Genomic DNA, 18506 nt, shown 5'->3' with positions numbered 1-18506 from the left:
CTACAGCGCGGCTGTGCTGACACAGGAAAAACTCAGAGGGGCTATCAGGTTAACAAGCGCAGCCGCAGCAGCATTAAAGCTGGATAGGGCTCACAAAAAGCAAAAAAGGCGGGAAGCAGCCGCAGGCGAACCCGCGGCTGGTAAGCTTAACGGCGCTTCAACAGCATATAAACGCTGATGGCCATAAACGCAGCGCTTGGCAGCAGCGCGCCAAGTACCGGCGGAATATGGTAGACCAGGCTGAGCGGCCCAAAAATCTGGTCCAGCACGTAGAACAGGAAGCCGAAGCTGATGCCCGTAACCACTCGCATACCCATCGAGACGCTGCGCAGCGGCCCGAAGATAAACGACAGCGCCATCAACATCATTACCGCAACCGACAGCGGCTGGAAGATTTTACTCCACATATTCAGCTGGTAGCGGCCGGAGACCTGCCCGCTCTGCTTGAGGTATTTGGTGTAGTTATAGAGGCCGCTGATGGAAAGCGCATCCGGATCCAGCGCCACTACGCCCAGCTTGTCCGGCGTCAGCGAGGTTTTCCATTCGCCGGTCAGCGTCTGGCTGCCGGTAACCTGCTGCGGATTGGTCAGCACGGATTCGTCCACCTCTGACAGATCCCACAGCTTTTTATCCTTGTTGTATTTAGCGGAAGCGGCATAGCGCACCGTTTGCAGACGCCGCTCTTTATTGAAGTTGTAGATGCTGATGCCGCCCAGCTCGCTGTTGTCCTTCAGGCGCTCAATAAAGATAAAGCTGTCGCCATCCTTCGCCCACAGGCCGTTTTGCGTAGAGAGCAGCGAACCGCCCACCAGCTGCTGCGCACGATAGTTGCGCGCCATCTGCTCGCCCTGCGGTGCCACGAACTCGCCGATAGCCATAGTAAGCAGCACCAGCGGGATAGCCGTTTTCATTACCGAGGCTGCAATCTGCATGCGGGTAAAGCCGGAAGCCTGCATCACCACCAGCTCGCTGCGCTGAGCCAGCGCACCGAGGCCCAGCAGCGCGCCCAGCAGCGCCGCCATCGGGAAGAAGATTTCAACATCCTTCGGCACGCTAAGGATGGTGTAGAGCCCGGCGCCCAGCACGGTGTAGTCGCCCTGGCCGGTTTTACGCAGCTGGTCGACAAATTTGATGATGCCGGAGAGCGACACCAGCATAAATAGCGTCGCCATAATGGTGTTGAAAATCGTTTTACCGATATATCTGTCGAGAACGCCAAACATCAGACCGATCCTCCCCGGGTAAAGCGGGCGCGCAGTCGGCGCATCGGCACCGTATCCCACAGGTTAAGGACAATCGCCAGCGCAAGGTACGAGAGGTTCACCACCCACATCCAAATTGCAGGATCGAGCCGCCCTTTCGCGCCGCCGGAGCGCAGCGAGCTTTGCAGCAGGAAGAAGATCAGATAAAGCAGCATCGCGGGCAGCATAGAGAGCACCCGGCCCTGACGTGGGTTCACCACGCTAAGCGGCACCACCATCAGCGCCATCACCAGCACCGAGAAAACCAGCGTCAGGCGCCAGTGCAGCTCGCTGCGGAACTCTGGCCGGTCGGAATGGCGCAGCGCTTTGAAGTTCATCTGCTCGGCATCGTTGGGATCCAGCAGCACTTCCTGATGGCCGACGATAGCCTGATAGTTACGGAAATCCGTGATACGGAAGTCGCGCAGCAGGGCCGTGCCTTCAAAACGCGTGCCTTTATCCAGCGTGACCACCTGCGAGCCATCCGCACGCTGCGTCATATGGCCTTTATCTGCCAGCACCACGGACGGGCGAGCGTTGCCTTTAGGCCGCAGTTGCGCCAGGAAGACGTTGCCGAAGTTGTTGCCCTTCACGTTTTCGATAAACAGCACCGACTGGCCGTCTGCCGCCTGCTGGAACTGGCCCGCCGCCAGCGCCGCCGCGCCAGGGTTGGCCTTGGCGTTTTTCGTTACCTCGTTCTGGTAACGCGCCGACCAGGGGCCGAGCCAGGCGACGTTAGCCGCCGCCACTACGGCGGTAAACAGCATCAGCACCATCGCCGCTTTCACCAGTACGGCCTTGCTCAGGCCGCAGGCGTGCATCACGGTGATTTCACTCTCGGTGTACAGACGGCCGAGCGTCATCAAAATGGCTAAAAAGAGACTTAACGGCAGAATGAGCTGCGCCATCTCTGAAACGCCAAGGCCTAATAGAGTCAGAACTAAATTTGTGGGGATTTCGCCATCCGCCGCGGCTCCCAGGATCCTGACTAACTTCTGACAGAAGAAGATCAGTAGCAGAATAAAGAGGATAGCCAGCTGGCTTTTGAGCGTCTCTCTTACCAGATATCTAATGATAATCACGCTGAATACGCCTGTGAAAACTTGTCTTTTTGCAGGAAAATCGATAGTTTCATCGCTTATACGCCATTTTTTCTCATCAATGGCCTCGGTCGTAGCTAAACTAGTATGACAATAATCGCGTTCCGGTGGTGCAAAAAAAAACGTTTACCCGATTATTCCTAAGGGTCATCACCCGAACACAACCCGACGCCCGTAACGCTTTACGGCGCGTTGTCCCGGCCTGATGCGGTGAATAAGCGCTACATTCTAGCCGCAGCAAGCGCCGTTGTCTTTAAGATTCAGGAGAGTGCATGGAGTTCAGTGTAAAAAGCGGTAGCCCGGAAAAGCAACGCAGTGCCTGCATTGTGGTGGGCGTGTTTGAGCCGCGCAGGCTCTCACCCATTGCTGAACAGCTGGATAAAATCAGCGAAGGCTATATCAGCGCCCTGCTGCGCCGCGGCGAGCTGGAAGGAAAAGTTGGGCAAACGCTGCTGCTGCATCATGTGCCGAATATTCTCTCCGAGCGCATTTTACTGATCGGCTGCGGCAAAGAGCGCGAGCTGGACGAACGTCAGTATAAGCAGGTGATTCAGAAAACCATCAATACCCTGAACGATACCGGCTCGATGGAAGCGGTCTGCTTTTTGACCGAACTGCACGTTAAAGGCCGTAATACCTACTGGAAAGTGCGCCAGGCAGTAGAAACCTCCAAAGAGACGCTCTACAGCTTCGATCAGCTAAAAAGCAATAAAGTCGAGCCGCGTCGCCCGCTGCGTAAAATGGTGTTTAACGTGCCGACCCGCCGCGAGCTGACCAGCGGCGAGCGCGCTATCCAGCACGGCCTGGCCGTAGCTGCTGGCGTCAAGGCCGCGAAAGATCTTGGCAATATGCCGCCAAATATCTGTAACGCTGCCTATCTGGCTTCCCAGGCTCGCCAACTGGCGGATGCCTATAGCAAGAACATCACTACGCGCGTAATCGGCGAGCAGCAGATGAAAGAGCTGGGCATGAACGCCTATCTCGCCGTCGGCCAGGGTTCGCAAAACGAATCGCTGATGTCGGTAATCGAATATAAAGGCAGCCCGGATAAAGATACCCGTCCGATTGTGCTGGTAGGTAAAGGCGTGACCTTTGACTCCGGCGGCATCTCCATCAAGCCTGGCGAAGCCATGGATGAGATGAAATACGATATGTGCGGCGCGGCTTCCGTTTATGGCGTGATGCGCATGGTGGCCGAGCTGAATCTGCCGCTGAACGTGGTTGGCGTGCTGGCGGGCTGCGAAAATATGCCTGGCGGCCGCGCCTATCGTCCTGGCGATGTGCTGACCACCATGTCCGGCCAGACCGTCGAGGTGCTGAATACGGATGCGGAAGGTCGTCTGGTGCTGTGCGATGCGCTGACCTACGTCGAGCGTTTCGATCCGGAAGTGGTCATAGACGTGGCAACGCTGACCGGTGCCTGCGTGATCGCGCTGGGCCACCATATCAGCGGGCTGCTGTCGAACCACAATCCGCTGGCGCACGAGCTGATTGGCGCTTCCGAACAGGCGGGCGACCGCGCCTGGCGTCTGCCGATGGCGGATGAGTATCAGGAGCAGCTGGATTCCAACTTCGCGGATATGGCCAATATCGGCGGCCGTCCTGGCGGCGCAATTACTGCGGCCTGCTTCCTGGCCCGCTTTACGCGCAAATATAACTGGGCGCATCTGGATATCGCCGGCACCGCATGGCGCTCCGGCAAGGCCAAAGGCGCTACCGGTCGTCCGGTTGCCCTGCTGTCGCAGTTCCTGCTGAACCGCGCCGGTCTGAACGGCGACGATTAATCGATGAAAAACGCCACCTTCTATCTGCTGGAAAGCGATACGCCGGTCAACGGGCTCAGCGCGCAGGAAGCACTGGTCTGCGAGCTGGCGGAGACGCGCTGGCGCGAGGGAAAGCGAGTGCTGGTGGCCTGCGTGGATGAAGCGCAGGCGATCCGTCTGGACGAGGCGCTGTGGCAGCGTCCGGCCAGCGCCTTTGTGCCGCATAATCTGGCGGGCGAAGGGCCAAAATATGGCGCGCCGGTCGAGCTGGCCTGGCCGCAGCGCCGCGGCAACGCGCCAAGAGATCTGCTGATCAGCCTGCTGCCGCAGTTTGCAGATTTTGCCACTGCTTTCCAGGAAGTGATAGACTTCGTGCCTTACGAAGAAGAACAGAAACAGCTGGCGCGCGATCGCTATAAAGCCTATCGCAGCGTCGGCTTCCACTTGAATACGGCCACGCCGCCCGTGCCCCCAACGACATAGCAGAAATGGAAAAGACATATAACCCGCAAGATATCGAACAGCCGCTTTACGAGCACTGGGAACAGCAGGGCTACTTCAAGCCGAACGGCGATACCAGCCAGGAAAGCTTCTGCATCATGATCCCGCCGCCGAACGTCACCGGTAGCTTGCATATGGGCCATGCGTTCCAGCAAACCATCATGGATACCATGATCCGCTACCAGCGCATGCAGGGCAAAAACACCCTGTGGCAGGCGGGCACGGACCACGCGGGCATCGCCACGCAGATGGTGGTAGAGCGCAAAATCGCCGCCGAAGAAGGCAAAACGCGCAAAGACTACGGCCGCGACGCCTTTATCGAAAAAATCTGGCAGTGGAAAGCGGAATCCGGCGGCACCATTACCCGCCAGATGCGCCGCCTGGGCAACTCCGTGGACTGGGAGCGCGAGCGCTTCACCATGGATGAAGGCCTGTCTAATGCAGTAAAAGAAGTCTTTGTCCGCCTGTATAAAGAGAACCTGATCTACCGCGGCAAGCGCCTGGTAAACTGGGATCCGAAGCTGCGCACCGCTATCTCCGATCTGGAAGTAGAAAACCGCGAGTCTAAAGGCTCCATGTGGCATATCCGCTATCCGCTGGCGGATGGCGCGAAAACCGCAGACGGCAAAGATTATCTGGTGGTCGCTACCACTCGTCCGGAGACAGTACTGGGCGATACCGGTGTAGCGGTAAACCCGGAAGATCCTCGTTATAAAGATCTGATCGGCAAATTTATCGTGCTGCCGCTGGTGAACCGCCGTATTCCAATCGTCGGCGACGAGCACGCGGATATGGAAAAAGGCACCGGCTGCGTGAAAATTACGCCGGCGCACGACTTCAACGACTATGAAGTTGGCCGTCGCCACAAGCTGCCGATGATCAACATCCTGACCTTTGACGGCGATATCCGCGAGTCGGCGCAGGTTTACGATACCAACGGCGAAGAGTCTGACGTTTACGCCAGCGATATCCCGGCAGAGTTCCAGAAGCTGGAGCGCTTTGCCGCGCGTAAAGCTATCGTGGCCGCTGTCGACGCGCTGGGCCTGCTGGATGAAATCAAGCCTCACGATCTGACTGTACCTTACGGCGATCGCGGCGGCGTGGTTATCGAGCCAATGCTGACCGATCAGTGGTATGTGCGTACCGCGCCGCTGGCAAAAGTAGCGGTAGAAGCCGTTGAGCAAGGCGATATCCAGTTTGTACCGAAGCAGTACGAGAACATGTACTTCTCCTGGATGCGCGATATCCAGGACTGGTGTATTTCGCGCCAGCTGTGGTGGGGACACCGTATTCCGGCCTGGTACGATGCCGAAGGCAACGTCTACGTTGGCCGCACCGAAGAAGAAGTGCGTACCGAAAACAACCTGGGTGCGGACGTAGCGCTGAACCAGGACGAAGACGTGCTGGATACCTGGTTCTCTTCCGGCCTGTGGACTTTCTCCACGCTGGGTTGGCCAGAGAAAACGCCGGATCTAAGCACCTTCCATCCGACCAGCGTGCTGGTGAGCGGTTTCGATATCATCTTCTTCTGGATCGCCCGCATGATCATGCTGACCATGCATTTCATCAAAGATGAAGACGGCAAGCCGCAGGTGCCGTTCAAGACCGTTTATATGACCGGTCTGATCCGCGATGAAGAAGGCCAGAAGATGTCGAAGTCGAAAGGCAACGTGATCGATCCGCTGGATATGGTCGATGGCATTTCGCTGGAAGATCTGCTGGAGAAGCGCACCGGCAATATGATGCAGCCGCAGCTGGCGGAAAAAATCCGCAAGCGCACCGAGAAGCAGTTCCCGAACGGTATCGAGCCGCATGGCACCGACGCCCTGCGCTTTACCCTGGCGGCGCTGGCCTCGACCGGCCGCGATATCAACTGGGATATGAAGCGCCTGGAAGGCTACCGTAACTTCTGCAACAAGCTGTGGAACGCCAGCCGCTTTGTGCTGATGAATACTCAGGATCAGGATTGCGGCTTTAACGGCGGCGAGCTGGAGCTGTCGCTGGCGGATCGCTGGATCCTTGCCGAGTTTAACCAGACGGTGAAAGAGTATCGCGGCGCGCTGGACAGCTACCGTTTCGATATCGCGGCGAATATTCTTTATGAGTTCACCTGGAACCAGTTCTGCGACTGGTATCTGGAGCTGACCAAGCCGGTAATGAACGGCGGAACGGAAGCCCAGCTGCGCGGCACCCGCAATACGCTGGTCAACGTGCTGGAAGCGCTGCTGCGTCTGGCGCACCCGATCATTCCATTTATTACCGAAACCATCTGGCAGCAGGTGAAAGTGCTGAAGAACATCAGCGACGACACCATCATGCTGCAGCCGATGCCAGAGTTTGCAGAAGCCAAGGTAGACGAAGCCGCGCTGAGCGATACAGAGTGGCTGAAGCAGGCGATTGTCGCGGTACGTAATATCCGTGCCGAGATGAACCTGTCACCTTCTAAGCCGCTGGAAGTGATGCTGCGCGGCGCGAGCGCGGATGTAGTGCGCCGCGTGACCGACAACCATAACTTCCTGAAGACGCTGGCACGTCTGGATAGCCTGACCTGCCTGGCCGCTAACGAGAAAGGCCCGGTTTCCGTGACCAAGATTATCGACGGCGCGGAGCTGCTGATCCCGATGGCTGGCCTGGTGGATAAAACTGCCGAGCTGGAGCGTCTGGCGAAGGAAGTGAGCAAGCTGGAAATCGAGATCGGCAAGATTGAAGGCAAGCTCTCTAACGAAGGTTTTGTTTCCCGCGCGCCGGAAGCGGTAGTGGCGAAAGAGCGCGAGCGCATGGCCGAGTTCGAGCAGGCGAAAGCTAAGCTGATTGAGCAGCAGGCCGTTATCGCCGCGCTGTAATCAGTAAAAATTCCCGGATGCGCTTTTTGCCATCCGGGATTTTTTTATCTTTAAAATAAGACGCCGTCCTGAGAATTTTTATCTGCCGGCATCGCACAAGACGGCCATCAATCATTTCGCTTCGTTTTCGGGTAACCTTTTAAAGAAAAGATCCGCGTACATCCCGCTTCTGGCTATCAGAAAGTCTTTATTTTTCGACGCTTCTAACTGAAAAACATCGGGTTTATCTTTTGTCTCCATAACGGCCCAGACTTCCAGCACCTCGCCCTGTTGTAGTTCGCCGTGGCGCTTAACACAGTAAGCGTAGTCGCCCGCGTGCCTTTTTGTTCCGGCAATATAGATGCCTTCACCGTAAACGTTATTTTTGAGCTGTTCATGACTGTATTCGTAATCGTCACGTGCGCCTTTTTCAACGAGGTCTTTTGCACCAGACTTAGTGGTGCCGTGCCAACCGAGCAGCTGTATTTTTAATGCAGGTTGCTGACTATTGTGGGTGGCATTTTTTGCTGAGCCGCAGCGGATCAGTTTTCTTAGCCTTGCCGTAATGCCGCTAAGACAGCCGCGGTTTTTTCCTTTGCGATCGCTTTCTAAAGCTTCTTCGCATGTCATAACGTCCTTATAATTCAACCGTTTGTTTACAACCAAAACCTCCGAAGTATTCCTGACGGTTTTTAAATAGTTTGCGATACGCTTATCCGGAAAATTTTCGCTTTCAACGTTAACAGGTCTTGCTACCGTGCTAAGCCTTAATGAATTTCTAACCCTGGCAAACATAATTTTAACCGCCATATTAGTAAGAAAGTAAAAATTATATTTTTATTCATCTGTGGCGCTATCATAAAACACTCAGGTTCCATTGGTATTTTTATTGAAGGAAATTCCAACCTGTTGCATTCAGGCAGTGATAACAGAGGAACTGACAGGCAGAGCCGGCAAAGTCTGTTGTAGTGAACTGAGCAACACATTTATTAATGTTTTCTGGGTAGCATTTCAAAATTCTTTTATTTACTTTACTGGCTGTCCTTTGAGACCTGTTGGCTTAAGGAAATAGCTCAGGTTTTTTACTGGTAACCTTTTTTGTAAAAGAGCTGAATTTTTATATTTAAACATGTCAAAGAACCGTTAAAATCAAGTACTGGGATATAATAGTTACTTGCGAAAGCAACCAGGCAATCATTTTTGCCAGCGCTCTTCTTTAAGACTTTTTCGCTGCACTTAAAAATTATTTTAGCATTGTCCGCTTATTGAAAGACAACAGGCCAGCGTCATTCTGTCGCATGGCGCTTTCTGATTGAGCCGCCCATCAGTAGATCCTGCACGCGTTTTATCTTAAAAACTACCGCTAAACATAACTTTAAAAAAGCGGTGGTACATTAACGTACTGTTAATTTTTTACGGATAAAAAAACATGTCTGTTAAATACGCCGGGCCGCAGATCGCCTTTCACTGGCTGACCGTAGTTTTGCTTACCCTCGCCTATGCCACCATAGAACTGCGAGGCTTTGCCCAGCGCGGTTCCTGGCAGGGATTTGCCATGATTATTACCCATTTCAGCGCCGGTTTTTGCGTACTGCTGGTGATGCTGGCGCGTATTTTTTTGCGCTTCCGCCACCGCAGCCCGGCGATTAAACCGCCGATAGCCGGCTGGCAAAAAGGCCTTTCGCATCTGGTTCATGCCGCACTCTATGCGCTTTTTATTGTGCTGCCGATATTGGGCCTTACTTCGCGCTATCTTTCTGGCCGTCAGTGGTGGCTGTTTGGCGCGCAGATGCCGGTTTCCGCCACGCCCAATCCCGAGCTGGCAAGGACGCTGATCCAACTGCATGAAACCCTGGCGCCGCTCGGCTACTGGCTGATTGGCCTGCACGCGCTGGCCGCCCTTTTCCATCACTATTTTATCAAGGACGATACGCTGCTGCGTATGATGCCCGCTCGCCGCACGCGGTAACCCTTAAGAGATAAAAAAGCCGCCTTTAACGACGGCTTGAGACTGCTGACAAAGCTAAAAAAGCTTGAGTGAACATCTGTTTTTTACAGCAACTCCGCAGCTTGATAGCGGCAGAGGCTGAGCGGATAGGCGGGGCGCATGGACGCGCCAACCGAGCCTCCACGGACGGATTAACGGCGTGTCCGTGTTCCGATCTGCCTCTGCTGCTCTGTCACTAATTTAAACGCAACATGGGGTTTGTCATCAACCTCCTTGAGGTTATCCGGGTTCAGAAGCCGAGTTCGACGCCTTCGACCGGCACAAACTCCTCCGCGAACGCGCCCGCTACTTCTTCGGTTGCTTCGTTGGCTGCTGCTTGCGGCAGCTCGCCTTCCAGCCAGCAGTGCTCCGCCAGATAACGCGCGGAACGGATTTCCGCCAGAGGCGTCGCCAGGCCTAGTGAGAAGACAATAAGCAGCAGATTACCAAGCTGTAATTTCATCCACGGAAGATAGCTTAGCGCAGCTTTCAGGTAGAGTTTTTCACCCAGCTTTGTCCGACAGAAAACATAGTTACGTACAGCGACAAAGATATAGTTAATGCTAAACCAGCATCCCATCAGCAAGGGAATATAAAGCATCAGCCAGTTCACCATCAGACTCCCGACGGCCATGTCGGCGGCTATCCTGCCGGAAAAGAGCTGGCTGATAAAATGCCAGGCAAACCAGACGCCAGTCGCGATAAAGGGCAGCATGATAAGCAGGCTTACCAACATAATTTTGATAAAAGCTTTGGTGCTCAATGTCGCGTTAAAAAAATGGCCGCCATAAGAGTGGTTGTTGATATAGAGCGACCAGGCCATCTGCTGGCAAATGCCCTGGATAACCATCATACCAACCAGGCCAACAATGATTAACGCCGGTAGCGCACTAACCAGCTTTGTCAGCCCGCCACCATCAGCAATAAAGTAAAGAGTCAGCGAGATAAGCCCCATCAGGCCCATAATCAGCAGCACTGGCAGCACTAAAAGCTGCCAGTATGCTCGCCCTGAATCGCAGGCGTAATCAAAACGCGTGCCGCGATAGCTGCTCATTCGCGCCTGAAAACGCCAGCTGCGTATTATCAGCCAGGGAACCAACAGTAACAGAAGCAGGCTTAAAATATTCCCGACCATTGGCAAGACACCGCAGATAGCGGAATAAAGAAAGATAAAAACCACCAGCAAGATACGGCCAATAAGGATCTGTACCGGGCTGGCATGGTAATCAAAACATCCAGCGGCGATTTCCGTATTTTGGTAAAAATAGCGGCGGCGGCGAACCGTGGCCCATGCCGAATAAATGCCAAAGGTGACGATGGTTAGCAGCAGATTGACCAGCCAAATCTTAAAATATTCACCTGCTTTTCCGGAAAATATAATCTTATGCTGTGGTAATAATGATTGTTTAAGGTTCATTGTTTTCTCCCTGAACCAGAAAAATAACAGGATAAGCTCCGCTTATCGGTGGAAATAAAGCAGCGAAATTTAATCACGTTATTATTAAAGCGCCAACTCTTTTTCGTGGCCGTCAGGGCGCTGTTATCGCCAGGAGGATTGCATCCGCTTGCAACGAATGTTATTAAACTGCCAGACACTTTAAACAATGGCCTCGTTTTATGCATAACACCGCTTCGTCCGACCTGCTGGTTCGGCTTATTGAACCCGCCGACAATCCCGCTATCGCCAGCGTTATCCGTCAGGTTTCCGCCGAGTTCGGCCTGACCGCCGATAAAGGCTTTACCGTTGCCGATCCTGACCTCGATCGGCTCTACGAGCTATATAACCGGCCCAACAGCGCCTATTGGGTGATTGAGCTGAACGGTGAAATCCTCGGCGGCGGCGGCGTGGCGCCTTTACAGGGCGGCGAGGCGGACGTCTGCGAGCTGCAAAAAATGTATTTTATGCCAGCGCTGCGCGGGCTGGGCATGGCGAAAGCGCTGGCGCTGCGGGCGATGGGGCATGCGCGGGGCCTGGGCTTTAAGCGCTGCTATCTGGAAACTACCGCTTCGCTGACCCGCGCCGTGCGGCTCTACGAGCATCTTGGGTTTCAGCATATTGACGGGCCGATGGGCAACACCGGCCACGTAGATTGCGAGGTCACTATGCTGCGTTCGCTATAGGCCACGCTGCATATAGCTCAGATCGTTAACCGCCTCAATAACGAATTTTCCACTGTCGGTATAGCGGATTTTGGTTACGCTGGCGTTATCCAGCGAATGAGTGTTGGTTTTATCGCCCAGCTCGTGCAGCAGCGTCATGATAGCCATGCCGTGCGTGACCACCAGCACGCTGCCCCCGCCCTGCCGCTGCGCCTGGCTGGCTATTTCTTCAGCCGCTGCCGTCACCCGCTGCGCTACCTGCGCATAGCTCTCCGCCTGGCCTGCAGGATCGGCAGCATGGATCATGTTTACCACGTCGACGATAGTTAGCCTGCCGCTGTCGAACGCCGCCAGCATCTGCGCTGCCGAGTCGTAGCCGCCCTTGAGGGCCGCTGCCGTCTGCATCGCCTTGTTGGTATCGCCTTCGAAAGAGCCAAAGAAAACTTCCCTTAATCCCTTACGCTCCTGTACAGGCGGCTTTTTCTCCTGCGCCGCCAGAATCAAGGCTGCCGTTTCTCTGGCCCGGCCTGAATCGCTGCTCCAGGCGGCGATAAACCTGACCGGTTGCAGCGCTCGCCCGGCTTTTTCGGCTACCTCTACGCCTGCCTGCGTGAGCGGCGTATCGCTCCAGCCCTGGGCACGGTGTACACTATTAAATAAGGTTTCGCCATGACGCAGGATGTAGAGCTCCACATCCGCAGCGAATGCCGGGCTGCAGCCGGTCAGGCACAGCAGCAAAAGCAGCACATATTTTATGTTCATATTCCCTCCTGATTACAGCAAGCCAAACTTCCAGGTTACGCCAACCTCTGCGGAGAGACTTGGCGCGCGCATATAGTCGCCGTGGGCGTTCAGCACCGGCGTGCTGTTGTTGTTTTTATACGACCAGCCGTAGCCTAGCTGCGCAAATACCGACAGGTGCTCCAGCGCTTTATCTGCTGGCTGCCAGCGGTTAATCCAGGTCACCTCCCCGGTTCGCACGGTATTGTTTTTCCAGGCAAACTGGCCGTAATTCAGCTGAACGGCGCTGGCGTAACTTTTGCTGAACTGGTATTCCGCAAAGGTTGTCAGCGCCAGCTCGCCATCACGCATATAGTCTTTGCCCGCTGAAGTTAAGGCGTTAAAACGCCCGCGGCTGTTTTTCCCCAAATGGCGGTCGTAATACCCTACGGCGTTCTTTTTCTCCGCATGGGTCCAGGCGACGCCCAGCTTGACTATCCAGGGATCTTCCTGCCATCTCAGCTCTCCGGCATAGTGCCAGGCGCTGTCGTCGAACTGTTTTTTCGCGGTGGGCATCGCTTTGTAATTGGCCAGCGCCTGGCTGCCGTAGATTTGCGAGGCCAGCGCCCACTGCGGCGCCAGCGGCCAGACAAGCTCGGCGACATAGCGCCGCAGGTAATCTTTTGCCTCGCCGTAGTTCCAGGAGAGATAGCGGCCATCCGCTTTGTAGCTCAGGCCTGCGGTAAAGATGCTGTCAATGGGTTTACCGTCCAGCGTCAGGAAATGCACGCTGTTGGGTGAATCAAACATCAGCGAGCGCTCGACCCATGCCGCATCCAGCTTGAGATCTTGCCAGCCGAGCGTACCGCTGTAGCCCTGGTAGCTGTTGCGCGCCAGGCGGTAGCTGTTGGTCAACACACCGTAATCCTTTAGCTGCTGCCAGCCGCCTTTTGCGGTCAGCCCAAAGGTTTTATCGCCCAGCTTTAGTTTGAGATAGCGCTGGCCAAAACGGCCAAAACCGCCAGCGTTGCTTTTATCGAAGCCGCTGCCGTGGCTATAGAGCATCCCGCGCGTGGCGAAGTAATCGCTGGCACCGAGCTTAACGGCGCGGGTATAGGTGGCGTCAAAACCCAGCGCATCCCACAGCCAGCCCGAGCGGAAATCCAGCGCGGCGGCCTGTCCCCAGGCGTTGTGGACTTCTTTCGACTGCGCTTCGCTTTCCTTAAGGTATTTCCAGTGGTTGCGCAGCGTGAGATCTAACTGCGTGTCGTTGAGGAAACGGGCAAATTCGCTGCCGCTTTGCTGCGCGCGGGCGCTGACCGCGGCCAGCAGCGCAATTAAAAAAATCGCCTTTTTTTTCATGTTTTCTTCCCTGTCTGGCAAAATAACGCCTGCCGCTACCTCTCCTGAACGGCAGTCATTTCCTGATTTAATTCTGTTGAAACAGTGGGCCAAAATAAATCGGCTTTTTGGCCCGAGGCCACGCAGCCGATCGGCGAAGAAAAATATACGCCTGAAAAATTCCGCCACCACAGCAGAAAGCGGAATATGTGAATTCCCCCGCAAAATAGCGCATGAAGATTAAGATGAGTTAATTTCGTAAGAAAGCAGGCTTTATGAATTAAGCTTAGGGTTTATTTTTAGTCGTTCTATTCATCGCCTTTGCTCTTTTAATAAAAGCAATTAGCCTTAACAGAATTAATAGCGCCAGTTACGGCGCCTGAATATTATCGCCAGTCAGGCGTGCCGCTGTGGAAGCGTAACTCACTGTCGGGTTCGCTAATTAGCTTCGCTTCCGCCTCGCCGATTTTACGCACGCGATGAGTGATATCCGTTGCCGAGATTTCTGCCGCCAGCGCCAGATAATCCTGGTAATGGCGCGCCTCGGAACGCAGCAGGGAAAGATAGAAAGCGGCCAGCTCTTCATCAAGATAAGGCGCCAGGCTGGCAAAGCGTTCGCAGGATCGCGCTTCGATATAAGCGCCGCATATCAGCTTGTCCACCAGCGTTTGCGGCTCGTGCGTGGTGACCTCGCGCAGTAAGCCTTTGGCATAACGGCTGGCGGTAATTTTGACGTACGGGATGTTACGCGCCTGCATAATTTCCAGTACCTGATAAAAGTGATGCAGCTCTTCTTTAATCAGTAACACCATTTTATCCACCAGCGCGTCGCCGTAAGGCACTTCTTCGCGGCTGATAATGGTTTTTGACAAGGCCTTATGCTGCTCCAGAAAGGCCAGATCGGCATTTTCGCTGTGGACAAACTGTTCCCACGGCTTTAACCAGGCCAGCAGTGCATCGCCGCTCTCTTTGTCCGCCACATATTTACGGATCAGCCACATCGCGGTTTGGGCGGCCTTCAGCTCGCAGACCAGGTGATCGGTCAGCAGCAGCGGCAGGTTTTCCGGCTGGCGGGCTTCGTCGATCCACTTTTGCGGCGTGCGGCAGTGCAGAAAGGCGTGAACGGGGGCAAGAAGTTGCTCGGTAGTCATGCGGGGGATAAATCCGTCGAAATCGGGTTAAGGGCAGAACGGGCGGAATGATTTCCGCCCGCCGCTGTCAGTGACGCGTACCTGTGTCGTCTTCGTCGATGTAGTCGCCGTCTTCGTCGTCTTCATCTTCGGCATCCGGATCTTCGAAGTAGGTGCCCCAGCCGTCGTAGTCTACGTTGTACTTCGCGGCCAGATCGATCAGCTGTTCGACCTGCGCATCGATCAGCTCGGCGTTAAGCGCGCCCTCGCTGAGGATGTCGCAGCACATGACCTTGCTGCCGTCTTCCAGCTCCAGCTCTTCCGGCTCGGTGACTTCGTAACCCAGCTTGAACGCGTCTACCGCCGCCTTTTCCAGCGCGTCGAAGCTGTCGCAGGAAAGATGGTGTTCAATGGTGTAGAGCGCATCCGGGTCGCTGCCGTCATCCAGCAGCTCTTCAATAATCAGCCGCGTCTCTTCACGCTGCTCTTCCAGCAAAGCTTCATTCGCCATGATCCGTTCCTCTGTATGTGGCCATTGCTAAGTATTTTCCCACAGTGTCCTTCGCGCCACTACCTTTATACAAAAGTTTCTGCATGCCGGGGTTGAAAATGCATATTAATACAGTTAACTTGAATTTTAATTCACAAAATCCCATCAGGAGTGCTTTATGAGTCAGTTATATCAACGTCACTTTCTCAGGCTGCTTGATTTTAGCCAGGCTGAAATTACCGCGCTGCTGGCGCTGGCCGCTACCTTAAAAACCGCGAAGAAAAACGGCGAGGAAGTGCAGCATCTGAAAGGCAAAAACATCGCGCTCATCTTCGAAAAAGACTCGACCCGTACCCGATGCTCTTTCGAAGTTGCCGCTTACGACCAGGGCGCTAACGTGACCTATCTTGGCCCGAGCGGCAGCCAGATCGGCCATAAAGAGTCGATGAAGGATACCGCGCGCGTACTGGGCCGCATGTATGACGGCATCCAGTATCGCGGCCACGGCCAAAAGTTAGTGGAGTCGCTGGCGGAACACGCGGGCGTGCCGGTGTGGAACGGCCTGACCAACGAGTTTCATCCAACGCAGCTGCTGGCGGATCTGCTGACCATGCAGGAACATCTGCCGGAAAAACCTTTTAGCGAGATGGTGTTTACCTATGTGGGCGACGCGCACAACAACATGGGTAACACCATGATGGAGGCCGCCGCGCTGGTAGGTCTGGATCTGCGGCTGGTCGCGCCGAAAGGCTGCTGGCCGGACGAGGCGCTGGTCAACGAATGCCGCCAGGCCGCGCAGGCCAGCGGCGGTAAAATCACCCTGACCGAAGATATCGCCGAGGGCGTTAAGGGTGCAGACTTTATCTATACTGATGTTTGGGTCTCAATGGGCGAGCCGAAGGAAGTCTGGCAGGAGCGTATCGCGCTGCTGCGGGATTATCAGGTTAACAGCGCGATGCTGGCGCTGACCGGCAATCCAAAAGTTAAATTCCTGCATTGCCTGCCTGCATTTCATGACGATCAGACCACGCTGGGCCAGCAGATGGCCGAGCAGTACGGCCTGCATAACGGCATGGAAGTCACTGACGAGGTGTTTGAATCTGAGCACAGCGTGGTGTTCGATCAGGCGGAAAACCGTTTGCATACTATCAAAGCGGTGATGGTAGCGACGCTGGCGCAGCTGGGCTGATTTAACGCCAGGCAAACGATTACTTTTGCTTGCCGCCACAGGATGAATGCGTATAATGCCCCCCGTTTGCCTGGAGGATGCATGAAACCGATCACTGCCGACATTGTTGCCATGACGCGCCTGAATGCAGGCGGGCAGTGCCGTTTTTCCTCCTTTCCGATCTCTGAAGAAAGCCCCTCATTGAGGGGCTTTTTTTTGTCCATTTATCCGCTTGCCGGCACGCGTAGAGGAGAGTGAACATGGCTAATCCGCTGTATCACAAACATATTATCTCGATTAACGATCTCAGCCGTGAAGAGCTGGAGCTGGTGCTGCGCACCGCCGCCAGCCTGAAAGCCACGCCGCAGCCGGAGCTGCTGAATCATAAGGTGATCGCCAGCTGCTTCTTTGAGGCTTCGACCCGCACGCGCCTGTCGTTCGAAAGCGCTATGCATCGCCTTGGCGCTTCCGTGGTGGGCTTTGCCGACGGCAGCAATACTTCTCTGGGCAAAAAAGGCGAGACGCTGGCGGATACGATTTCCGTTATCGGCACCTATGTCGATGCCATAGTGATGCGTCATCCACAGGAAGGCGCGGCGCGGCTGGCGACAGAGTTTTCCGGCGGCGTACCGATCCTCAACGCCGGTGACGGCGCTAACCAGCATCCGACGCAGACGCTGTTGGATCTCTTTACCATTCAGGAAACCCAGGGCCGTCTGAGCAACCTGAATATCGCTATGGTCGGCGATTTGAAATATGGCCGCACCGTGCACTCGCTGACGCAGGCGCTGGCAAAGTTTGAAGGTAACCGCTTCCTGTTTATCGCGCCGGACGCGTTGGCAATGCCCGCCTACATCACAGATATGCTGGATGAGAAAGGCATCGCCTGGAGCCGTCACGATAGCATTGAGGAAGTGGTGCCACAGGTCGATATTCTTTATATGACACGCGTGCAGAAAGAGCGTCTGGATCCTTCAGAGTACGCCAATGTTAAGGCGCAATTCGTGCTGCGCGCTGCGGATTTAGCTGGCGCGCGTGAAAGCATGAAAGTGCTGCATCCGCTGCCGCGCATTGACGAAATCACCACGGATGTCGATGCCACGCCGCACGCCTGGTACTTCCAGCAGGCGGGCAACGGTATTTTCGCCCGCCAGGCGCTACTGGCGCTGGTGCTGAACAGTGAACTGGATCTGTAAAAGGAACTGACGATGACGCAAGATAATAAATTACAGGTTGAAGCGATCAAGCGCGGCACGGTGATCGATCATATCCCGGCCCATATCGGCTTTAAGCTGCTGTCGCTGTTTCGCCTGACCGAAACCGACCAGCGCATCACCATCGGCCTGAATCTGCCTTCCGGCGAGCTGGGCCGCAAAGATCTGATTAAGATCGAAAATACTTTTCTTACCGACGATCAGATCAACCAGCTGGCGGTCTATGCGCCGCACGCTACGGTAAACCGCATCGATAACTACGATGTGGTCGGGAAAATTTCCCCTACCCTGCCAGATACCATCGAGCGCGTGCTGACCTGCCCCAACAGCAACTGCATCAGCCGCAGCGAGCCGGTTAATTCCAGCTTTGCGGTGAAAAAGCGCAACGATAACGTGCAGCTAAAATGCAAATACTGCGAGAAAGAGTTTGCGCGCCATGTGGTGCTGGCAAGCTGGTAATCGCCTTAGCCCGGCTTATAATGGGGCGGCTCCGGGCTTACACCGGCGTCATTTAAAATGGAGGAGTTATGTCTCGCGAAATCAGCACTGAAAAAGCACCAGCGGCTATCGGCCCTTACGTGCAGGGCGTCGATCTGGGCAGCATGATCTTTACTTCCGGCCAGATCCCGGTCGATCCGAAAACCGGCAGCGTGGCCGAAGACGTTACCGCCCAGGCACGCCAGTCGCTGGAAAACGTTAAGGCGATTGTGGAAGCCGCAGGCCTGAAGGTCGGCGATATCGTCAAAACCACGGTATTTGTGAAAGACCTGAACGACTTCGCCACTGTAAACGCGGCCTATGAGGCTTTCTTTACCGAGCACCAGGCCAGCTTCCCGGCTCGTTCCTGCGTGGAAGTGGCGCGCCTGCCAAAAGATGTCAAAATCGAGATAGAAGCGATCGCCGTTCGTCGCTAAGCCCGACTCCTCTCC

At 55.0% G+C, this 18506-nt stretch carries 18 protein-coding genes; 10 read left to right on the top strand and 8 right to left on the bottom strand.

All coding sequences use genetic code 11. From position 1 onward, the window contains the following. Positions 1-146: 146 nt before the first annotated feature. Both lptG and lptF read right to left on the bottom strand, forming a co-directional pair. Positions 147-1223, bottom strand: coding sequence for an LPS export ABC transporter permease LptG (lptG, locus tag ACETPC_RS06905; RefSeq protein WP_380179942.1), 1077 nt, complete (start codon positions 1221-1223; stop codon positions 147-149). Next, the gene (lptF, locus tag ACETPC_RS06900) at positions 1223-2323 is read right to left on the bottom strand and encodes an LPS export ABC transporter permease LptF (protein WP_380179940.1); all 1101 of its coding nucleotides are present in this window, start codon (positions 2321-2323) and stop codon (positions 1223-1225) included. Before lptF ends, lptG begins: the two co-directional genes overlap by 1 nt. A gap of 290 nt (positions 2324-2613) precedes the next feature. On the opposite strand from lptF, the gene pepA reads away from it, so the two are divergent. Genes pepA through ACETPC_RS06885 form a run of 3 tightly spaced genes read left to right on the top strand, consistent with a single transcriptional unit; the run spans position 2614 to position 7448 of the window. Then, a complete protein-coding gene (gene pepA, locus ACETPC_RS06895; RefSeq protein ID WP_380179938.1) occupies positions 2614-4125 on the top strand; it encodes a leucyl aminopeptidase in 1512 nt (503 codons plus the stop codon). Between the two features lie 3 nt (positions 4126-4128). Then, positions 4129-4587, top strand: coding sequence for a DNA polymerase III subunit chi (locus ACETPC_RS06890; RefSeq protein WP_380179936.1), 459 nt, complete (start codon positions 4129-4131; stop codon positions 4585-4587). Positions 4588-4592: 5 nt separating this feature from the next. Beyond that, positions 4593-7448: a valine--tRNA ligase gene (locus tag ACETPC_RS06885; protein WP_380179934.1), complete on the top strand. Its 2856-nt coding sequence runs from the start codon at positions 4593-4595 to the stop codon at positions 7446-7448. Positions 7449-7559: 111 nt separating this feature from the next. Here the strand turns inward: ACETPC_RS06885 and ACETPC_RS06880 are convergent, their stop codons facing one another. Beyond that, complete coding sequence (locus ACETPC_RS06880) at positions 7560-8222, bottom strand: hypothetical protein (protein ID WP_380179932.1); 663 nt, start codon at positions 8220-8222, stop codon at positions 7560-7562. Positions 8223-8856: 634 nt separating this feature from the next. On the opposite strand from ACETPC_RS06880, the gene cybB reads away from it, so the two are divergent. Beyond that, complete coding sequence (gene cybB, locus ACETPC_RS06875; RefSeq protein ID WP_380179930.1) at positions 8857-9396, top strand: cytochrome b561; 540 nt, start codon at positions 8857-8859, stop codon at positions 9394-9396. Between the two features lie 268 nt (positions 9397-9664). Here cybB and ACETPC_RS06870 read toward each other — a convergent pair whose 3' ends face one another. Continuing rightward, on the bottom strand, positions 9665-10831 hold the full coding sequence (locus tag ACETPC_RS06870; protein WP_380179928.1) for a YjgN family protein: 1167 nt from the start codon (positions 10829-10831) through the stop codon (positions 9665-9667). A 200-nt stretch (positions 10832-11031) separates the two neighbouring features. Between ACETPC_RS06870 and ACETPC_RS06865 the strand changes: the two genes are divergently transcribed. Next, positions 11032-11535, top strand: a complete 504-nt coding sequence (locus ACETPC_RS06865; protein WP_380179926.1) for a GNAT family N-acetyltransferase — start codon at positions 11032-11034, stop codon at positions 11533-11535. On the opposite strand, the gene ACETPC_RS06860 is transcribed toward ACETPC_RS06865, so the two are convergent. From ACETPC_RS06860 to rraB, 4 genes are all read right to left on the bottom strand, one after another. Beyond that, on the bottom strand, positions 11530-12276 hold the full coding sequence (locus ACETPC_RS06860; protein WP_380179924.1) for a histidine phosphatase family protein: 747 nt from the start codon (positions 12274-12276) through the stop codon (positions 11530-11532). The genes ACETPC_RS06865 and ACETPC_RS06860 overlap by 6 nt on opposite strands. A 12-nt stretch (positions 12277-12288) precedes the next feature. Beyond that, positions 12289-13596, bottom strand: coding sequence for a hypothetical protein (locus ACETPC_RS06855; RefSeq protein WP_380179922.1), 1308 nt, complete (start codon positions 13594-13596; stop codon positions 12289-12291). A gap of 365 nt (positions 13597-13961) precedes the next feature. After that, positions 13962-14726: a tRNA isopentenyl-2-thiomethyl-A-37 hydroxylase MiaE gene (miaE, locus tag ACETPC_RS06850; RefSeq protein WP_380179920.1), complete on the bottom strand. Its 765-nt coding sequence runs from the start codon at positions 14724-14726 to the stop codon at positions 13962-13964. Positions 14727-14793: 67 nt separating this feature from the next. Continuing rightward, positions 14794-15216, bottom strand: coding sequence for a ribonuclease E inhibitor RraB (rraB, locus tag ACETPC_RS06845; protein WP_380179918.1), 423 nt, complete (start codon positions 15214-15216; stop codon positions 14794-14796). Between the two features lie 157 nt (positions 15217-15373). On the opposite strand from rraB, the gene argF reads away from it, so the two are divergent. The 5 genes from argF (at position 15374) to ridA (ending at position 18491) form a co-directional block, all read left to right on the top strand. Beyond that, positions 15374-16384, top strand: coding sequence for an ornithine carbamoyltransferase (argF, locus tag ACETPC_RS06840; protein WP_380179916.1), 1011 nt, complete (start codon positions 15374-15376; stop codon positions 16382-16384). Positions 16385-16465: 81 nt separating this feature from the next. Then, positions 16466-16621, top strand: a complete 156-nt coding sequence (locus ACETPC_RS06835; RefSeq protein ID WP_380179914.1) for a hypothetical protein — start codon at positions 16466-16468, stop codon at positions 16619-16621. 2 nt (positions 16622-16623) lie between these two features. Then, entirely contained in the window at positions 16624-17559 is a 936-nt protein-coding gene (pyrB, locus tag ACETPC_RS06830; protein WP_380179912.1) for an aspartate carbamoyltransferase, read from the top strand. Between the two features lie 12 nt (positions 17560-17571). Then, positions 17572-18036: an aspartate carbamoyltransferase regulatory subunit gene (pyrI, locus tag ACETPC_RS06825; protein WP_380179910.1), complete on the top strand. Its 465-nt coding sequence runs from the start codon at positions 17572-17574 to the stop codon at positions 18034-18036. A gap of 68 nt (positions 18037-18104) precedes the next feature. Continuing rightward, on the top strand, positions 18105-18491 hold the full coding sequence (gene ridA, locus ACETPC_RS06820; protein ID WP_380179909.1) for a 2-iminobutanoate/2-iminopropanoate deaminase: 387 nt from the start codon (positions 18105-18107) through the stop codon (positions 18489-18491). Positions 18492-18506 lie beyond the last annotated feature (15 nt).

The sequence above is a fragment of the Pantoea sp. sgz302252 genome, assembly GCF_042610525.1.
In the GTDB taxonomy this organism is placed as follows: Bacteria; Pseudomonadota; Gammaproteobacteria; order Enterobacterales; family Enterobacteriaceae; genus Erwinia.
Note: the sequence above shows the minus strand (reverse complement) of the source record. Positions and strands in the feature narration are given on the sequence as shown.

Bases quoted from the DNA above. Each gene is read 5' to 3' on its own strand.
- lptG (WP_380179942.1), bottom strand. From the start codon at position 1,223: ATGTTTGGCGTTCTCGACAGATATATCGGTAAAACGATTTTCAACACC.
- pepA (WP_380179938.1), top strand. From the start codon at position 2,614: ATGGAGTTCAGTGTAAAAAGCGGTAGCCCGGAAAAGCAACGCAGTGCC.
- ACETPC_RS06890 (WP_380179936.1), top strand. From the start codon at position 4,129: ATGAAAAACGCCACCTTCTATCTGCTGGAAAGCGATACGCCGGTCAAC.
- ACETPC_RS06885 (WP_380179934.1), top strand. From the start codon at position 4,593: ATGGAAAAGACATATAACCCGCAAGATATCGAACAGCCGCTTTACGAG.
- ACETPC_RS06880 (WP_380179932.1), bottom strand. From the start codon at position 8,222: ATGTTTGCCAGGGTTAGAAATTCATTAAGGCTTAGCACGGTAGCAAGA.
- cybB (WP_380179930.1), top strand. From the start codon at position 8,857: ATGTCTGTTAAATACGCCGGGCCGCAGATCGCCTTTCACTGGCTGACC.
- ACETPC_RS06870 (WP_380179928.1), bottom strand. From the start codon at position 10,831: ATGAACCTTAAACAATCATTATTACCACAGCATAAGATTATATTTTCC.
- ACETPC_RS06865 (WP_380179926.1), top strand. From the start codon at position 11,032: ATGCATAACACCGCTTCGTCCGACCTGCTGGTTCGGCTTATTGAACCC.
- ACETPC_RS06860 (WP_380179924.1), bottom strand. From the start codon at position 12,276: ATGAACATAAAATATGTGCTGCTTTTGCTGCTGTGCCTGACCGGCTGC.
- ACETPC_RS06855 (WP_380179922.1), bottom strand. From the start codon at position 13,596: ATGAAAAAAAAGGCGATTTTTTTAATTGCGCTGCTGGCCGCGGTCAGC.
- miaE (WP_380179920.1), bottom strand. From the start codon at position 14,726: ATGACTACCGAGCAACTTCTTGCCCCCGTTCACGCCTTTCTGCACTGC.
- rraB (WP_380179918.1), bottom strand. From the start codon at position 15,216: ATGGCGAATGAAGCTTTGCTGGAAGAGCAGCGTGAAGAGACGCGGCTG.
- argF (WP_380179916.1), top strand. From the start codon at position 15,374: ATGAGTCAGTTATATCAACGTCACTTTCTCAGGCTGCTTGATTTTAGC.
- ACETPC_RS06835 (WP_380179914.1), top strand. From the start codon at position 16,466: ATGAAACCGATCACTGCCGACATTGTTGCCATGACGCGCCTGAATGCA.
- pyrB (WP_380179912.1), top strand. From the start codon at position 16,624: ATGGCTAATCCGCTGTATCACAAACATATTATCTCGATTAACGATCTC.
- pyrI (WP_380179910.1), top strand. From the start codon at position 17,572: ATGACGCAAGATAATAAATTACAGGTTGAAGCGATCAAGCGCGGCACG.
- ridA (WP_380179909.1), top strand. From the start codon at position 18,105: ATGTCTCGCGAAATCAGCACTGAAAAAGCACCAGCGGCTATCGGCCCT.